The 17,214-nt window shown below is 70.8% G+C and carries 16 protein-coding genes; 5 read left to right on the top strand and 11 right to left on the bottom strand.

Features of this window, described 5'->3' with window-relative positions:
* Window positions 1-118: 118 nt before the first annotated feature.
* From K6T13_RS10965 to K6T13_RS10930, 8 genes are all read right to left on the bottom strand, one after another.
* Window positions 119-772, bottom strand: a complete 654-nt coding sequence (locus K6T13_RS10965; RefSeq protein WP_249423737.1) for a response regulator transcription factor — start codon at window positions 770-772, stop codon at window positions 119-121.
* Window positions 769-2,370: a sensor histidine kinase gene (locus tag K6T13_RS10960; protein ID WP_222894614.1), complete on the bottom strand. Its 1,602-nt coding sequence runs from the start codon at window positions 2,368-2,370 to the stop codon at window positions 769-771. Before K6T13_RS10960 ends, K6T13_RS10965 begins: the two co-directional genes overlap by 4 nt.
* Entirely contained in the window at window positions 2,367-3,287 is a 921-nt protein-coding gene (locus tag K6T13_RS10955) for a type II secretion system F family protein (RefSeq protein WP_222894613.1), read from the bottom strand. The genes K6T13_RS10960 and K6T13_RS10955 overlap by 4 nt, the downstream gene beginning before the upstream one ends.
* Before the next feature lies 1 nt (window position 3,288).
* Window positions 3,289-5,190: a type II secretion system F family protein gene (locus tag K6T13_RS10950; RefSeq protein ID WP_222894612.1), complete on the bottom strand. Its 1,902-nt coding sequence runs from the start codon at window positions 5,188-5,190 to the stop codon at window positions 3,289-3,291.
* Window positions 5,190-6,761 carry a TadA family conjugal transfer-associated ATPase gene (locus K6T13_RS10945; RefSeq protein ID WP_222894611.1) on the bottom strand — a complete coding sequence of 524 codons (1,572 nt, stop codon included), beginning with the start codon at window positions 6,759-6,761 and terminating at the stop codon, window positions 5,190-5,192. Before K6T13_RS10945 ends, K6T13_RS10950 begins: the two co-directional genes overlap by 1 nt.
* 3 nt (window positions 6,762-6,764) lie before the next feature.
* On the bottom strand, window positions 6,765-7,964 hold the full coding sequence (locus K6T13_RS10940) for a CpaE/TadZ family protein (RefSeq protein ID WP_222894610.1): 1,200 nt from the start codon (window positions 7,962-7,964) through the stop codon (window positions 6,765-6,767).
* Window positions 7,965-7,970: 6 nt separating this feature from the next.
* Window positions 7,971-8,702, bottom strand: coding sequence for a Flp pilus assembly protein CpaB (cpaB, locus tag K6T13_RS10935; protein WP_222894609.1), 732 nt, complete (start codon window positions 8,700-8,702; stop codon window positions 7,971-7,973).
* A gap of 181 nt (window positions 8,703-8,883) precedes the next feature.
* On the bottom strand, window positions 8,884-10,671 hold the full coding sequence (locus K6T13_RS10930; protein ID WP_222894608.1) for an AMP-dependent synthetase/ligase: 1,788 nt from the start codon (window positions 10,669-10,671) through the stop codon (window positions 8,884-8,886).
* Window positions 10,672-10,816: 145 nt separating this feature from the next.
* Between K6T13_RS10930 and K6T13_RS10925 the strand changes: the two genes are divergently transcribed.
* From K6T13_RS10925 to K6T13_RS10905, 5 genes are read left to right on the top strand one after another with little or no spacing between them, the layout of a single operon-like run.
* Complete coding sequence (locus K6T13_RS10925; protein WP_222894607.1) at window positions 10,817-11,257, top strand: SRPBCC family protein; 441 nt, start codon at window positions 10,817-10,819, stop codon at window positions 11,255-11,257.
* Window positions 11,254-12,423, top strand: coding sequence for an ArsA family ATPase (locus K6T13_RS10920; protein WP_222894606.1), 1,170 nt, complete (start codon window positions 11,254-11,256; stop codon window positions 12,421-12,423). The genes K6T13_RS10925 and K6T13_RS10920 overlap by 4 nt, the downstream gene beginning before the upstream one ends.
* Entirely contained in the window at window positions 12,420-12,833 is a 414-nt protein-coding gene (locus tag K6T13_RS10915) for a hypothetical protein (RefSeq protein WP_222894605.1), read from the top strand. Before K6T13_RS10920 ends, K6T13_RS10915 begins: the two co-directional genes overlap by 4 nt.
* Window positions 12,830-13,768, top strand: coding sequence for an ROK family glucokinase (locus tag K6T13_RS10910; protein ID WP_222894604.1), 939 nt, complete (start codon window positions 12,830-12,832; stop codon window positions 13,766-13,768). The genes K6T13_RS10915 and K6T13_RS10910 overlap by 4 nt, the downstream gene beginning before the upstream one ends.
* A 5-nt stretch (window positions 13,769-13,773) precedes the next feature.
* On the top strand, window positions 13,774-14,718 hold the full coding sequence (locus tag K6T13_RS10905; protein WP_222894603.1) for an ROK family protein: 945 nt from the start codon (window positions 13,774-13,776) through the stop codon (window positions 14,716-14,718).
* On the opposite strand, the gene K6T13_RS10900 is transcribed toward K6T13_RS10905, so the two are convergent.
* Genes K6T13_RS10900 through K6T13_RS10890 form a run of 3 tightly spaced genes read right to left on the bottom strand, consistent with a single transcriptional unit; the run spans window position 14,703 to window position 17,179 of the window.
* Window positions 14,703-15,947, bottom strand: coding sequence for an ornithine cyclodeaminase, nickel-pincer nucleotide-dependent (locus tag K6T13_RS10900; RefSeq protein ID WP_222894602.1), 1,245 nt, complete (start codon window positions 15,945-15,947; stop codon window positions 14,703-14,705). The two genes, K6T13_RS10905 and K6T13_RS10900, sit on opposite strands and share 16 nt — an antisense overlap.
* Window positions 15,948-15,998: 51 nt before the next feature.
* Complete coding sequence (locus K6T13_RS10895; RefSeq protein WP_222894601.1) at window positions 15,999-16,388, bottom strand: hypothetical protein; 390 nt, start codon at window positions 16,386-16,388, stop codon at window positions 15,999-16,001.
* A gap of 23 nt (window positions 16,389-16,411) precedes the next feature.
* A complete protein-coding gene (locus K6T13_RS10890) occupies window positions 16,412-17,179 on the bottom strand; it encodes an alpha/beta hydrolase (RefSeq protein ID WP_222894600.1) in 768 nt (255 codons plus the stop codon).
* Window positions 17,180-17,214: the final 35 nt, after the last annotated feature.

The raw sequence follows: 17,214 nt of genomic DNA, 5'->3' as shown, positions 1-17,214 counted from the left end.
TCGGGGGCAAGTGGAGGCCCAAGCGACCTCCAACACGAGAATCGTCTCGCAGGTGGCGGTGATGTATCACCCGGAGTTCGGACCGAGTGCGATAGTCCATTCGGACTACGGGAGACGACTAGGTCGCGGAGCGCGGATCGATGCTGGACAGCAGACCGATGCGCATCGCGGTCACCAGCGCCTGGGCACGGTTGGCGGCCCCCAGCTTCTGGTAGATCCGAGCCACGTGCGACTTCACCGTCGACTCCGACAGGTGGAGCTTCGGGGCGATCTCGCCGGCACTGAGCCCGTCGGCGAGCAGCACCAGCACCTCGTGCTCACGGTCGGACAAGCGGGAGCTCTCACCCGACATGCGCCGTGTCATCGCCTGGGCGAGCCCAGCGCACAGGAACGAGCGCGGTGAGACGGCGGCGTGGCGCGCTGCCTTGACCACCTCCCCCGACGGGGCGTCCTTGCCGACGAACGCCGAGGCCCCGGCTTCCATCGCGGCGAAGATCTGGTCGTCTCCGGAGTGCATGGTCAGGACCACGACGCCGATGTCACGGGACTTTGCCCGGACGCGCCGCACGACGTCGAGGCCGGTTCCGTCGGGCAGCTGCAGGTCGGTCACCACGACGTCGGGTGCCATCTGGTCAAACATGGCCAGCGCCTCGGTGACAGTCCGGGCCGCGCCGAGCACGGTCATGTCGGGCTGTGCGGAGAACGCACCGGAGAGCCCGTCGCGGATCAGCTCGTGGTCGTCGACGAGGAGGACGCTGGTGCTGCTGCTCACAGGGACACCTTGTCAGGTAGGGGGTCTGGAACACGGGAGGCGCTCTGGTGTCGCGACGGCACGCGCACGGTGACGACGGTTCCACGGCGCTCCGCGGACTCGATGGAGAAGTCGGCGTCGATGAGCTCGGCGCGCTCCTGCATGATGGCGACGCCGTAGGAGTCCTCGCGGGGCTGCCCGAGACCGTTGCCGTCGTCGCGGACGGTGATCTCGGCCAAGGGTGCAGCGACCTTGCACGTGACATCGATGAGGCTGGCGCTGGCGTGGCGCACGGCGTTGGTCATCGCCTCCTGCGCGATGCGGAGCAGCTCGCCTTCGACCTCGGGCCTGAGGCGGGTCGTGGTCTCGTCCACGGTCACCCGGATCGGCACCCCCGAGCTCTCGCTGAGGTGTCGTGCCAGCCCGCTCACTGCGGCGCCCAGGCTCTCCGCCGACTCGGCGTCGGTCCGGAGTGTCTGCACAGCCATACGGACCTGGGCGACCACGTCGGTGATGCGCTCGCGCAGCCGGCGCAGTGACTCCGCCTGCCCCGGGGTGGTGGGCGTGATGCCAAGGGCGTCGACAAGGTAGCCGAGGGATGCGATGTCCTGCGCGACGCCGTCGTGGAGGTCACGCGCCAGCCGGCGGCGTTCGTCTGCGGTGGCCGCATCGCGCAGGCGGGCGAACATCAAGGCGGTGTCCAGCTGGACGGTCCGGGGACGCAACGACCGCGCCAGTGCCGTCAGGTGTGCCTCGGTCCCGAGACCGGACACGTCCCTGCCGACGGCGAGCATGCCGGTCACCACCGCGACGATGCCCATCTCGGTGGGCAGGGGGAGGGCGAACCGTTCCTCGTCGATGATCGGACGACCCGTGCTCCACGCCCGGTGGGCCATCGGTTCGAGCAGGGACTGGTCGACCGCGCTCGAGATGGCACCGGTCACGAGCGGGGTCAGCTCGTCTCCTCTCGGGACGAAGACCGCGACGGCCTCGACCGGGAGGGAGTTGCGTACGGCGACGGCGATGCGGCTTCCGAGCGTCACCGGCTCCAGCCCCGATCGCAGGTCGCCCGACAGGTCCAGCAGGCCGCGCAGGTGAACCTGAGCCTCTCGGTAGGGGGCGAGCGGATCGTCCGGCTTCTCCAGCACCGCCCGCTGGACGTAGGCGGCGATCAGGCCGAGCCCGAGGCCGGTGAGGATCCAGGTGAGGATGCTCGAGGCCTCGTCGACCTGGAAGGTCCCGTAGCGGGTCATGATGAGCGCGACGACCACGACGAGCTCGGCCGCCAGAGCCTGAACCACCCCGCGAACGCCGCGCAACAGACCACCGGTGAAGGGCGGGATGGCCATGGCCAGGAGCAACGACAGGTCGGCATCCAGGCTTCGCGCCGCCACGGCGGACACGAGGACCGGCTCCAGCGGCGACTTCGAGAGCCAGGTGTACCCGCGCCATTCCGCAGCGATGGAGACGCTCCAGACCAGTCCCAGGACCGTCAGCGCGGCTGCGGACGTGCCGTCGCCCAGGCTGGCGGCAGAGATGCCGAGGACGAGCAGCGCCCAGATCCGTGCCCCCACCGCCAGGCGGTAGTAGGCCGGCGCCAGCGCTGCCCTCTGGGTCACGAGAAGGAGCCCATGATGCTGATGACCGCCGGGCCCATGACCGCGACGAAGAGACACGGGAGGATGGTGAAGATCAGCGGGATCGTGATCTTCACCGGCACCTGCTGCGCCTTCTCCTCGGCCCGCTGACGCCGCTTCACCCTGATCTCGCTCGACTGGACGCGCAGCACCTGGGCGATCGGGATGCCGAAGGCGTCAGCCTGCACCATGGCGCTCACGAAGGTCCGTACCTCCGGGACCGTGGTGCGCTCCGACAAGGCCCGCAGGGACTCCGACCGCGAGGCGCCGATCTGCATCTCCCGGAGCACCCGGGCGAACTCGTCCGACAATGGTCCCTCGGTGTTGGTGGCCACCTGCTGGACGGCCGCATCGAAGCCCAGACCGCTCTCGACGCTGATGGTCATCAGGTCGATGGCATCCGGGAGGTCGCGTTGCATGCGGCCGGACCGGTCATAACCCTTCTGGTAGAGGTAGAGATTGGGGGCGAAGAAACCTGCGAAGAGGCCACCGGCGACGAAGACGATCTGAGTGGTGGCTTCGAAGCCGAGCAGTGCCGAGAAGGCAAAGCCTCCGATGGCCCCTGCCACGGCCCCGATCACCTTGCCGCCGATGACGCGCTCGACGGTCCACCCGGCCGGGTTGCCCGCGGTGTCGAGCTTCATGCGGATCCGCTCACCGGCGTCGGCTCCGACCAGCCTGCGCCCGATCTTGAAGGCCCGCCCCTGCATCGGCGCCAGCACCCGCTCGGCGAAGGGACGGTCGAGCTCCGCCGTGAGTTCGGACGGAGCGGTGGACATCGCCTCGATGACCGCGAGCGAGCGGTGCATGCCCTGGGCCTGGGGCTTCCCGACGGCCATGGCCAGCAGGGCGATGGCAGCGAACACCAGGAGGACGCCCATGATGAAGAGCAGTGCCATCTCAGACCTCCACCTTGACCAGCCGGCTCATCCAGAAGACGCCGACGCCCAGCAGCATGGCCGCGCCGCCGAGCATCATCCACCCGAGCGGCTCGGTGAACATCGGCATCACGTAGTCACGCTTGGAGAACAGCAGGTAGACCAGGAAGGCCGGCGGCAGGCCGCCGAGCACCCAGGCCGAGAGCTTGCCCTCGGCTGCCAGGGCGGCGACCTGGCGGCGCATGTACTCCCGCTCCCGGATGGTGCCAGCCACCGTGTCGAGCAGCTCGGCCAGGTTGCCACCGACCTGCCGCTGGATCCGGATCGCCATGACGACCCAGCTGAAGTCCTTGCTCTGGAACCGCTCGGCCACACCATCCAGGGCATCGTCGAGGGTGATGCCGAGTCGCGTCTCCACCAACACCCGCTTGAACTCGCTGGCGACCGGGTCCTGGCCGTCGCGGACGACGGTGTCGATGGACTGCGCCAGTGACAGCCCGGCAGCCAGGGAGCCCGAGATCAGCTGCAACGTGTCGGGCAGCAGCTTCTCGAACGCCTTGCGCCGGCGGTTGCGTCGGAAGCCCAGGTACATCCACGGTCCGAAGGCGCCCAACGCGAGGAAGACGAGTCCCAGGATGAGGCTGCCGCCACCCAGCAGCATGCCCACGAGGCCCGAGACCAGGAAGATGCCGACGTGGAGCAGCAGCCACTCCGCCGGCTTGAAGGGGTTGCCGGCACCCTCGAGCCGATCCGAGATGCGGGACTCGAGGGACTTGTTCGCCCGGAGCACCTTCTCGGCGGTCTCCGTGGCCTGTGCCAGCGCCTGGTCAGAGGCCTCCGACTCCCCGTCCGCACCAACTCGTGTGACGCGACGGGTGTACTGGGTCGCGAGCTCTTCGCCCACGAGCTGCCGCTGGGGGCGCGGGGCGAGCAGCAGCAGCGTGACCAGGAGACCGCCCCCGAGAGCACCCAGTCCTGCGTACAACCAGGTGCTGTCGAGAGTCAGTGGGTCGTCCGCGGCGATGGCCGGCGCGCCGGGTGCGGCTGTGGACGCGCCGATCGAGGTGAACGCCGAAGCCGTGACGTCGCCCTGGTCCGAGCCCAAGGTGACGGAGACGGTGCCCTCGGCTGCCGTGACGCCCTCGGGGATCTCCGCGGTGACCAGGACCTGGCGCGCCAGGACGTCGGCCTCGGCACTGAACGCCTGTCCGAGGGCGTCGGCGTCCGCGCTGATGACGGTGCCGGCGCCGGCGGTGGCGATCGCCTCCAGGGCGCGCTCGGCGCGTCCCCGCTGCTCGAGCGAGACCACGTTGACGAGGGTCTCCGAGACCCCGATGGCCGCCGTCGTGTCCTCCAGGGGCGTCTCGCTGGTGTCGGTACCGTCCGAGAGCACGAGCAGCTGTCGCAGGCCCTCCGAGCCGGTCAGCTCGAGACCAGCCTGGATGCCGTCGTAGAGCCGGGTCTGGGCACTGAGCGAGAGGTCGTCGACGACCGCCAGGGCTTGCTCGCGGTCGAGGCTGGGGGCGAGCGCCGACGAGACGTCGTTGTCGAAGGTGACGATGCCGACGTAGACGTCGTCGGGCACCGACTCCAGGAAGATCCGCGCCGCTGCCTGGGCGGCCTCGATCCGGTCGCCGCGCATGGAGTTGCTGGTGTCCATGACCAGCACCGCGGTCCGTCGCACCGAGGTGGTGGAGTCCGCGGGGGCCGCTTCGGCGGGGGCGCTGGTGCCGTCGATCGTCACCGCCACGCTGTCGAAGTCGATGGCGGCGTTGGGCGGGACGTCGACGAGGATCTGCAGCCCGTCGTCGGTGGGCTCCACGTAGGAGACGCTGCCGTCCACGGCGTACGCCGGGGAGCCGGTGAGGACCAACCCACCGGCCAGCAGCGAGCCCAGCAGCGAGCCCAGCAGTCGTCGTGCCATCAGAACCTGCCGGTGGCGAAGATGCGGGGGTCGACCTCCACGTTGGCGTACTTCATCTTCTCCAGGAACTTCGGCCGCAGACCGGTCGACTTGAGGCCACCGAGCGCACGGCCATCGGCGTCGAAGCCGGCCGCGTGGTCGTAGACGAAGACGTCCTGCAGGGTGATGACGTCACCCTCCATGCGCTCCACCTCGGTGAGGTGGGTGATCTTGCGGGAGCCGTCCTTGAAGCGGGTCTGGTGGACGATGAGGTCGACGGCCGAGGCGACCTGCTCGCGGATCGCCCGCACCGGCAGGTCCATGCCCGCCATCAGCACCATGGTCTCCATGCGGGAGAGGGTGTCGCGAGGGCCGTTGGAGTGCAGGGTGCAGATCGACCCGTCGTGACCGGTGTTCATGGCCTGCAGCATGTCGAGCGCGGAGGCGTCGCGGACCTCACCGACGATGATCCGGTCGGGCCGCATGCGGAGGCTGTTCTTGACGAGGTCACGGATGGTGACCTCGCCCTTGCCCTCGATGTTGGCCGGCCGTGACTCGAGCCGCACGACGTGCTCCTGCTTGAGCTGGAGCTCGGCCGCGTCCTCGATCGTCACGATGCGCTCGTCGGCCGGGATCATCGACGACAGCACGTTCAGCGTGGTCGTCTTGCCGGCGCCGGTGCTGCCCGAGACGATGATGTTGAGCCGACCGCGGACGCAGGCTTCGAGGAAGGCGGCGGTCTGGTCGCTGAGCGAGCCGAACTTGATGAGGTCCTCGGCCATGAGCGGGTCGGCCGAGAACTTCCGGATGGTCAGCGACGAGCCGTCGACCGCCAGGGGCGGGATGACCGCGTTGACACGGCTGCCGTCGGGGAGGCGGGCGTCCACCATGGGGCTGGACTCGTCGACACGGCGACCGATGCGGGACACGATCTTGTCGATCACGCGGCGCAGGTGCTTCTCGTCGCTGAAGTGGGCGTTGACCTGGGTCAGCCGGCCCTTGCGCTCGACCCAGATCGAGTCGTAGCCGTTGACCATGACCTCGGAGACGTCGTTGTCGCGCAGGAACGGCTCGATGGGGCCGTAGCCCATGATGTCGTCGCTGATCTCCTGCGTGACCTGCATCCGGTCGCTGTTGGACAGCGGCCGCTCCTGCTTGCTGAGCACGTCGCCCAGGACCACGCGAACCTGTCGGTCGAGCTCGTCGACGTCCATGTTGCCGCCGTAGAGCTTGGGGCCCAGCTGCTTGAGCAGCTCCGAGTGGACGGCCTGCTTGAGCTCCTCCAGTCGGTCCTGCTGGGTCTGCTGGAGGCTGCGTCGACCGTCGCCCGTGGCCCGCGACGACGCCTGCGTCAGCGGAGAGGAGCTCGGTGACGCTGACGGCTGCGTCGCCCTGGCACGCGCGACCGGAAAGCTGGGGCTGGTCAGCGGGTCGTCCTCGACGTGGTCCTGCAGGGGGTCGCCACCGGTCGCGGTCAGCTGCTGCGACAGCGGCTCGTCGACCAGTGTGCTGTCGAGCTCGCTGACGTCGTAGTCGTCGACGTCGCCGCTCGCGCGGCGGGCTGCGGACAGGCGGTCACCAAGACTGCTCATGGGTCACTTCCTTCTCCGGAACCGTCGGTTGGCCTTGTCCTCCTCTGACTCCGCGGGTGTCGCCGACGTGGCGGTGGCGGTGGCGGAGTCGGGGGCGATCGGCTGACCGGTCAGCCGGGTGGAGAGCTCCTTCAGGGTCTTGCTGAAGGGGTGGGTCGGGTTCTGCGCCATCAGGGGCTGGCCGGCATTGGTTGCCGCCGCCACGTCCACGGACGTGCCGACCATCGAGGTGACGTCCATCCCCAGGATCGACTGCACCCGGTCGGAGCCGAGACCCACGTTGTCGTCGGCCCGGTTGAGCAGCAGGTGCCGGTGGTCGCGGGCGATGTCGAGCATCTCCAGGGTCTCGAGCGAGACCTTGACGTTCTTCAGCGTCGGCACGTCGAGCGTCGCGATCACCACGATCTCGTCGGTCTCGTCGAGCGCCGTCAGGGTCTGCTCGTCGAAGGCGGGGGCGGTGTCGACGACGATGAAGTCGAAGGACTCCCGCAGCGTCCGCAGGACCCGCGAGACCAGCATGGGGCTCACCCGCTCCCGCACGTCCGGGTGGTTCGGGGCCGCGAGCACCATGACCGAGTCGGCGTGACGGGTCAGCAGTGACTCCAGGAGGGGGGCGTCGATGGCGTCCTCGGACCCGATCGCGTGCTCCAGCGTGTGGCTGGGGAAGAGCTGCAGCGTGATCGCGACGTCACCGAAGGCGAGGTCGAGGTCGACCAGGCACACCTTGCGGGCACCGCGGTCCGCGAGGGCGAGCGCGAGGTTGACCGAGACCGTGGTCTTGCCGACCCCACCCTTCGGTGAGAAGACCGTGATCACGCGGCCCTGGTGCATCGCACCGCCGGGGCCCCGCAGGGCGACGTAGAGCTGGTAGGCCCGATCGACCGCAGCCCGGATCAGGTCGGCGTCGTCCAGCGAGACCACGTCGCGGACGCCGGCGTGCATGGCCTCGCGCATCGTCTGCGCGTCGACCTCCTCGCGGACGAGGATCACACTGGTCGACGGACGGCTCAGGCGCATGCCGTCGGCGATCGCCAGCGCGTCGCGCAGCTCGACCTGGGGGCCGAGGACGACGACGTACTCCTCAGGCCGGTTGGCCAGCCACACCTCGAGCCGGTCGAGCTGGTCGATGGAGTGGGCCCCTGCCGGCACCGTGGTGAGCAGGGTGTCGATGGTGTCGCTCTTGGGGTCGACGACGACTGGCATGGCAGCTCACCTGAAGAGGGTCCCGGTCGTGACACCGGGTCCGGAGTTGACGTTGCTGTCCTCGGTCATCAGGCCGAAGACCAGCTCACCGTTGGTCTGGCTGAAGAGCACCTTCTCCGCGTCGTCCTGGTCGAGGGCCAGGGTCATCAGCGTCTTGGGGAGCTCCTCGGTGGTCTGGGTGCCCTCGGGCGTGGTGGTCGTGGTCTGGGTGGTGCTCGTCGAACCGACCGCGATCACCTCCACCTCCTCCAGCAACAGGCGCGTGAAGTTGTTGTCGGAGTCGTCCGTGCCGTTGAGGAAGATCGCCACCCTGGTTCCGGGGCTGACGAACCCCGCGACGCGGGCGGTGTCGGTGAGGTTGACGGAGACCGCGATCATGCCCTTCGGGATGGCCAGAGCCGTCGTGGCCTCGACCTCGCTCCCGAACTTGTCGGAGATGATCTGCTCACCGGCGTAGATCCGCGTTGTCGCGACGCTGCCGCTGAGGGCCTCGATGGAGGTCTGGTGGTTGGGCAGCAGGTTGCTCTGGGCGACAGCCTCCATCGCCAGCTTCCCGTTGGTGGCGGCATCGTCGATCGACTCGCCCGGCTCGATGGGCGCGACGGCGGTGAGCACGTCGACCGTGTCGAACTGGTCCTCGGCGCGCTGGTCGGCGCCGCGGACGTAGACGAAGACGAGCGCTGTACCGAGCAACGCGATGACGACAGCCACGATGAGCAGGACGGTTCGGCGGTTCATCGGCACCCTCTCGTTCTCTTGCCGACCCCGGGGGTCGATCGGCCGTCCTGAACTCGCCTCGCCCGAGACCAACGCTCGACGCTCAGCAGGACGCGGGACCACTGTAGGGACAAACCACCTCAGTCACACGCGTTTCAGGAAATACGTGGCGCGTCGTCGGACGAGCTCGTGGGAAGGTGGATCAGGCGCGATAGAGCGCAGCGATCTCGGCCCGTGACTCGCGGGTCACCACGCTGCGCCGCAGCTTCAGGCTGGGGGTGAGCTGGCCGCCCTCCTCGGTCCAGTCGTGGGCCAGGATCGCGAACTTCCGGATCGACTCCGCCTTCGAGACGGCCTGGTTGGCGTCGTCGATCGCCGCCTGGACCTCCGCCCGCAGGTCCGGGTGGTCGACGAGGTCGGCCACCGCGTGTCCGGGGGCATGGGCCTGCGCCCACGCCTCGACAGCTTCGGCGTCGAGCGTGACCAGCGCGGCGATGAAGGGTTGGCCGTCACCCACGACGAGGCACTGGCTCACCAGGGCGTGTGCCCGGACGCGGTCCTCGAGGACGGCCGGCGAGACGTTCTTGCCGCCGGCGGTCACGAGGATCTCCTTCTTGCGGCCGGTGATCCGCACGAAGCCCTCCTCGTCCACCTCACCCACGTCACCGGTGTGGAACCAGCCGTCGCGCTCCAGGGTGGCGCGCGTCGCGTCCTCGTCGTTCCAGTAGCCGGGGAAGACCTGCCCGCCCCGGAACAGGAGCTCGCCGTCCTCGGCCACCCGGACGCTGGTGCCCGGGAGGGGGCGCCCTACTGTGCCGACCTTGACGGCGTCGGGGAGGTTGACGGTCAGGGCTGCGGTCGTCTCCGTCAGGCCGTAGCCCTCGAGCACGGTCAGCCCGATGCCGCGGTAGAAGTGGCCCAAGCGCTCGCCGAGCGGGGCGCCGCCGGAGATGGCGTGGCGACACCGACCGCCGAGCGCCAGCCGCAGCTGGGGATAGACGAGCCGGGAGAAGACAGCGTGCTCGGCTCTCACCCGGAGCGACGGGCGGCCACGCTCGAGCGAGCGGGACCAGTCCATGGCCGCACGTGCCGCGCGGTCGAAGAGGGGGCCGCGGCCGTCGGCGGTGGCGCGCTGCGAGGCGGTGTTGAAGACCTTCTCGAACACCCGCGGGACGGCGAGGACGAAGGTCGGCTGGAACTCGCCCATCCGGTCGACCAGGCGGGGGATGTCGGCCGTGTGGCCCAGGCGCACCCGCCGCTTGACCGCCCCGATCTGGATGATCCGCGCGAACACGTGGGCCAGCGGGAGGAAGAGCAGCGTGGCTGCACCTTCCTCGAACAGCTCGTGCAGCTCCTCGGTGGCCACGCCGAGCTCGAACATGAAGTTGCCGTGGGTCAGCATGCAACCCTTCGGCCGACCCGTCGTGCCGGACGTGTAGATCAGGGTCGCCAGGTCCAGCGGCGTCGCCGTCGTACGCCGGTCCTCGAGCTCGTCGTCGGTGACCCGTTCCCCGAGCCGGCGCAGCTCAGCGACCGCTCCGTCGTCGAGGCACCACAGCTCGCGGAGGTCCGTGAGCTCGTCGCGGCCCGCCTCGACCCGCGCGACGTGGTCGGAGGTCTCGGCCACCGCCGCCCGGGCCCCTGAGTCGCGCAGGATCCAGGCGATCTGGTCGGCCGAGGAGGTCTCGTAGAGAGGGACGGTCACGCAGCCTGCGAACCAGATCGCGTAGTCGAGCAGCGTCCACTCGTAGCGCGTCCGCGAGATCAGGGCAACCCGGTCACCCGGCTCCAGGCCGCTGGCCACCAGCCCCTTCGCCACGGCGCTCACCTGGGCCAGGAAGTCGGCCGCCTCGACCTCGTGCCAGGTCTCGCCGTCGTGACGGCTGAAGAGCACCGCGTCGGGGTGCTGCCGGGCGTTGGTCACCACGTCGTCGGTGAGGTTGCCCGTGGTCGGAATCTCGGTCGCGAGCGGTGTCGAGTACTCCCGCACTGCTTCCTCCCCATCCGTGACGGACACCTGTCGACCGGTGCACGCGGCAGGCTACCGCTGTCGAGCGGGGCTGCCGCGGTCCGGTAGTCTCGCGGCGCACGTGATGCTGCGGTCAGCAGCCTTCCCGAGTCCCAGGGGGATCCCGATGGCGGAGCAGACGACCTCCTCGATCGTCATCGACGCCGAGCCCGCCGCCGTGATGGAGGTCATCGGCGACTTCGCCGCCTACCCGGAGTGGGCCAAGGGCGTGCAGGAGGCACGCGTCGTCGAGGAGGGCGAGGGCGGCTGGGCCGAGCGGGTGTTCTTCCGGCTCGACGTCTCGCCGATCAAGGACGAGTACACGCTGGCCTACGACTGGGACGGCTACGACGAGGTGACCTGGCACCTGGTCGAGGGCAAGATGCTCCGCACCCTGGACGGTGCCTACACGCTGCGCGACCTCGGCGGCGGCCGGACCGAGGTCACCTACCGGCTCGCACTCGACCTCTCGGTTCCGCTGATCGGGATGATCAAGCGCAAGGGGGAGAAGATCCTCATCGACACCGCCCTCAAGGGCCTGAAGAAGCGGGTCGAAGCCCTCTCGTGAGGGTCCTGCTCTTCACCGGCAAGGGAGGGGTCGGCAAGTCCACCGTCGCGGCCGGCACCGCCGCGCTCGCCGCCGCCGCGGGACACCGCACCCTGGTGCTGTCCACCGACGCGGCGCACTCCCTCGCGGACGCGTTCGGCACCGAGATCGGGCCGGAGCCGACCGAGGTGGCCGACCGGCTTCACGTGCAGCAGGTCGACGCCCAGCGGCGCTTCGAGCAGTCCTGGGCCGACATCCAGGGCTATCTGCTGTCCGTGCTCGACGTCGCGGGCGTCGACCCGGTGGCGGCCGAGGAGCTCACCGTCATCCCCGGCGCCGAGGAGGTGCTGGCGCTGCTGGAGCTGCGGCTCCAGGCCCGGTCAGGCTGCTGGGACGTCGTCGTCGTCGACTGCGCGCCGACCGCGGAGACACTGCGGTTGCTCGCGCTCCCCGAGGCACTCGGCTGGTACATGCAGCGCGTCTTCCCGTTCGAGCGCCGCGTCGTGCGGACGCTCAAGCCGGTGCTGCAGCGTGCCGCCGGCGTCCCCATGCCCGAGGACACCGTCTTCGACGCCGTCGAGCGGCTCCACCAGGAGCTCGACGAGGTACGTCGACTCCTCAGCGGGCCAGACGCGAGCGTGCGCCTGGTGCTCACCCCGGAGCAGGTCGTGCTCGCCGAGGCGCGTCGCTCCTACACGACGCTGTCGCTCTTCGGCTACCGCGTCGACGGCGTCGTCGCCAACCGGGTCTTCCCGGCCGAGGGCGCCGACGACTGGCGCGCCGGCTGGGTGACGGCGCAGGACGCTGTCCTCGAACAGGTCGCCCAGTCCTTCGCGGGGCTCCCGGTGTGGCGCTCGGTCTACCGCCCCTGCGAGCCGGTGGGGGAGCAGGCCCTGCGGACGCTGGCGTCCGAGGTCTACGGCGTCGCCGACCCCCTGGCCCGGCCGGTGGGCGAGGGCCCGTTCCGGGTCACGCGGACGGGCACGGGCGCGGTCCTGCACCTCGCGCTCCCCGGGGTGCAGCGCTCCGACGTCGATCTCGCGCGCACGGGCGACGAGCTCGTGGTCAGCGTGGGGTCGTATCGTCGGCTGCTCACCCTGCCCGCGGTGCTGTCGAGGTACCGGACGGCCGGCGCGCGGGTGGAGCAGGGTGAGCTGCAGGTCAGGTTCGAGGAGAGGCAGTCATGAGCAGCGGTCCGCGTGACGCCGGTGGCGGCGACGAGGTCGGCAGCGTCGGCGAGGAGGCCGCCAAGCTCTTCGGCGCCCTCAGCGGCTGGGCGAAGGAGCAGGGGTCCGACCTGGGCGCTGGCCTCTCCGGTCTCGCTGCGCAAGCGGCCGCAGTCGCGCAGGACGTCGACGAGCACGTCGCCACCGGGTCGTCCGAGTGCCGCTACTGCCCCGTGTGCCGTGCCGTCCACGCAGTGCGGGAGACGAGCCCCGAGGTGCGCGAGCACCTCGCCGTGGCGGCGGCGTCCCTGATGCAGGCGGCGGCCGGGGTGCTCGCGGCGGCCTCGGGCCCGGGCTCACGGCCCGATCCGGCTGCCGGTGTCGAGCACATCGACCTGACCGACGACGAGTGGCCGGAGGACGAGGCATGAGCCTCACGTGCGGCATCGACGTCGGCGGCACCAAGATCGCCGGTGGTGTGGTCGACGAGGAGGGGCGGGTCCTGGAGCGGCTCCGCGTGGAGTCCCCGGCCAGCGACGTCGCGGCCATCGAGGACGCGATCTCCGACCTCGTCTCCCAGCTTCGGTCCCGCCACGACGTCGAGGCCGTCGGCGTCGGCGCGGCCGGCTACGTCGACCGCGACCGCGCCAAGGTCCTGATCGCACCCAACCTGGCCTGGCGCGACGTCGACCTCAAGGGGGAGCTCGAGGACCGGATCGGGTTGCGGGTCGTCGTCGAGAACGACGCCAACGCCGCTGCCTGGGGGGAGTTCCGGTACGGCGCCGGTCACGACGTCGAGGACCTGCTGCTGGTGACGGTCGGCACCGGCGTCGGTGGTGGTCTCGTCCTCGGCGGGGACGTCCACCGGGGCGCATTCGGTGTCGCCGCCGAGATCGGCCACCTCCGCGTCGTCCCCGGGGGACACCCGTGCGGCTGCGGCCAGCGGGGCTGCCTGGAGCAGTACGCCAGCGGCAGCGCCCTGGTCCGGGACGCCCGCCGGCTCGCCGGCATGGGCGAGCCGGCAGCAGCAGGCCTCGTCGACCGCGCGGGCGCTCCTGGCGCCATCACGGGACCCGACATCACCGCTGCCGCCCAGGCCGGGGACCCCTTCGCCGTCGAGCGGCTGGCCGAGACCGGTCGCTGGCTGGGCGAGGGCATCGCCTCGTTGTGCAGCGTGCTCGACCCGGCGGTCGTCGCGATCGGCGGCGGGGTCAGCGAGGCGCAGGAGCTGCTGCTGGAACCACTGCGGGTGGCGTTCGAGGCGAGCCTCCCGGGTCGGGCACACCGGCCGGTCGCCGCGATCCGGCTCGCGACCCTCGGCAACTCCGCCGGCCTCGTCGGTGCGGCTGACCTCGCCAGGCGCTGACCGGGATGGGGGCGGTCGTCGGTGTCGACGTCGGGGGCACCAAGGTGCTCGCCGGCGCGGTCGCTGCTGACGGCGAGGTGCTGCGGACGGCGCGGGGCACCACACCGGGTCGCCACACGTCCCCGGAGGCCATCGAGGAAGCGCTGGTCGACGCGGTGCACGCCGCGAGCGGACCCGAGCCGGTCGAGGCCGTCGGCCTCGCGGCGGCGGGCTTCGTCTCCGGCGGCCGGGTCCGGTTCGCTCCGCACCTGCCCTGGCGGGACGATGACGTCGCCGGGCGGCTCGCCAGGCGGCTCGGCGTCCCGGTCGCCCTGGACAACGACGCCAACTGCGCGGCGATCGCCGAGGCGACGTACGGCGCCGGGCGCGACACCCCTTCGTTCGTCCTGCTCACGCTGGGGACCGGCATCGGTGGGGCGGTCGTCGTCGACGGTCGGGTCTGGCGCGGGGCGCAGGGGATGGCGGGGGAGTTCGGCCACATGCGGGTCGTGCCGGACGGGATCGGCTGCGAGTGCGGCCGGCGCGGCTGCTGGGAGCAGTACTCCAGCGGCAACGCCCTGATCCGGGAGGCGCGCACCCGGCTGGGGGTCGAGCCGACCGTGCTGCAGGAGCTCTGTGACGGCGACCCGACCCGGTTGACCGGACCGATGGTCACGACGGCGGCCCAGGAGGGCGACCTGGTCGCTCGCGCCGCCTTCAGCAGCGTCGGGCACTGGCTCGGGGTCGGTCTGGCGAACGTCGTGGCAGCCCTCGACCCGGCGCTGGTCGTCGTGGGCGGTGGGCTCGCCGAGTCCGGTGACCGGCTGCTCGACCCGGCCCGCGAGGCCCTGGCGAGGTCCCTGGTGGCCGTCGACCACCGCATCGTGCCGCCCCTGCGGCCGGCGGCGCTGGGTGCGGCGGCCGGGATGGTGGGAGCGGCGCTGCTGGCCCGGGGTCAGTCGCGCCGGTAGCCGGGCACGAGCTCGTGGGCGAGCTGCTCGAGGAACAGCCCCACGTCCGTCACGATGCCGCGTGCCTGGCTGGATCCGCGGTCGGCGAGCTTGGTCACGGTGGCCGGGTTGATGTCGACGCACACCAGCGGGATCGACGCCGGCAGGATGTTGCCGGTGGCGACCGAGTGCAGCATCGTCGCGACCATCAGGCAGAAGCCGACGTCGGGGAGCTTGGCCCGCATCGCCCGCTGCCCCTCGATGACGTCGGTGTAGACATCCGGCAGCGGGCCGTCGTCCCGGACCGATCCCACGAGCACGAACTCCCGGTCGTGGGTGACCAGCGCGTGCATGATGCCGCCCGTCAGCACCCCGGCGTCCACAGCGGCCTTGATGGAGCCGTGCTTGCGGATGGTGTTGAGTGCGCGGATGTGGTGCTCGTGGCCGTGGGGGACGCCGTGTCCCTGCGACAGGTCGACCCCCAGCGAGGTGCCGTAGAGCGAGGACTCGATGTCGTGGGTCGCCAGCGCGTTGCCCGCGAAGAGGACGTCGACGAAACCCGCCTCGACCATGGCGATCATCGCCTGCGAGGCGCCGGTGTGGACGACGCCGGGTCCGCCGACCCACAGCACCTTCTGCCCGTTCGCCTTGGCCTCGCGCATCCCGTCGGCCACCATCCGCACCAGCACGGCCTGGGGCTTCTCGGAGGACACCTCGGACTCCATGAAGCCGAACGCCTCGTCGTCGCGGTCGACGACCGGGATCGTGACACGGACGCCCGCGGCGCCGATGACGACCGACATGCCCACCCTGACGTCGGACATGGGCAGGGTGATGACGCGCGTGGGGGCGCCGGCCTCGTCCTTCTCGACGACCAGACCGCAGTCCATCTCGGGGTTGACCACGTCGTGCCAGCGCCCGCCGAGGCGCACCTTCGTGGCGAGGTTGGTCGTGGAGTAGAAGCCGTCGGGGAACACGCCGTCGAGGTCGGCCTCGGCGAGCGTCGCCTCACCGGGATCGACCTGGTTGACGCCCCACGTCTGGAGCCGCATCAGGAGTCGCTGCAAGGACTCGTCGTCGTCCGCGGTCAGGGTGATCACCGCGCGGCTGGTGTCGTCCCGCTCCCGCCCGAGGTCGATCTTGTCGACCACCCAGTCACCGCCGTACTCGCGGACGTCGTCCAGGACGCGGCTCAGCACGCCGCTGTCCATCAGGTGGCCGGTGACTTCGACGGTCTCGCTCGCGCTCACAGCCGGGACCTTACTGAGGAAGTCGGAGGCGGGGCGAGCGGGGCCGGGTGGTCACACCCGGGCGCCGTCGTCCCACGGGTCGCGGCCGCCGCGGCGCATGGTCAGCACCAGCCACAGGAACCCGCCGACGAAGGCGGTGACGAGGCCGTAGCCCGCCCACCCGGGCAGGTCGATCCCGGTGAGCAGCGCCAGCAGCAGCACGGCAGGCGCGCCGAAGACGCCGATCCACGGGAGGTGCTGGGGCAGCCGGAGCCTGGGCCCGGGGGGTGGCACCGGCGGCACGAAGCGGTCGGCGGGGTCGGGTCGGTCCAGGTCGTCGTCCGTGGGCGCGAACGGCTCCGGCTCGGGCTCGCTCGCCGGCAGGTCGTCGTCGTCGACCTGGGGCCGCTCGCCGTAGTTCTCGACGATCGCGCGCCAGGCGTCGTCCTCGGTCCCGCTCACCCGACCCAGCGTACGTCGCCGGGTCAGGCGGTCACGCGGGCCACGAAGTCCGCCGACTCGGCGAAGATGATCTCGGCCTCGTGGTCGAGCGTGGCGACGTGGTAGCTGTTGTCGAGGATCCGCTCCGACGCGTCGCGCGAGCTCACGGCCCCCAGCACGGTCTGGCTCGACGAGGAGTCGATGACGTGGTCGACGCTGGAGCGGAAGTAGAGCAGCGGCTGGGTCACCTTCGGCAGGTCCGGCACGACCGAGCGCCACATCTTCAGCACCTCGGCGAGGCCCTTGAGCGGCAACCGTGGGTAACCCACCTCGTCCTGACCGGGCTTCTTGATGTCGTTGACCACCCCCGGCAGCGAGGGAACCAGCATCTTGAGCAGTGGCAGAGCCATCAGCTCCTTGCGCCTGCTCGACACGAACGGGTTGACCAGCACGACGCCGGCGACGTCCCCCGGTCGTTCCTGGGCCAGCCTCAGGGCGAGCGAGCCGCCCATGGACAGCGCTGCGACCACGACCCGGTCGCAGGCCCCGACGAGCGAGTCGAGCGCATCGGACGCGGTCTCGTACCAGTCCGTCCACGCGACCTCGTTGAGGTCCTGCCACCGCGTCCCGTGGCCGGGCAGGAGGGGCACCTCGACCGCGTAGCCCTTGTCGTGGAGGTACTCCGCCCACGGCTTCATCGACGCGGGCGAGCCGCTGAACCCGTGGAGGAGCAGCACCCCGAGGGCACGGCCGTCGGTGAGCTCGGGGCGGGCCGGCCTCGACAGCGGTCGGGCCAGCGGGTGGGTGCTCATGCGGAGGATTCTGCACCAGCCGAGCGGTCGTGCGA

It is taken from the genome of Nocardioides coralli, assembly GCF_019880385.1.
GTDB lineage: Bacteria > Actinomycetota > Actinomycetes > Propionibacteriales > Nocardioidaceae > Nocardioides > Nocardioides coralli.
This window is presented reverse-complemented; position numbering and strand designations above follow the sequence as displayed.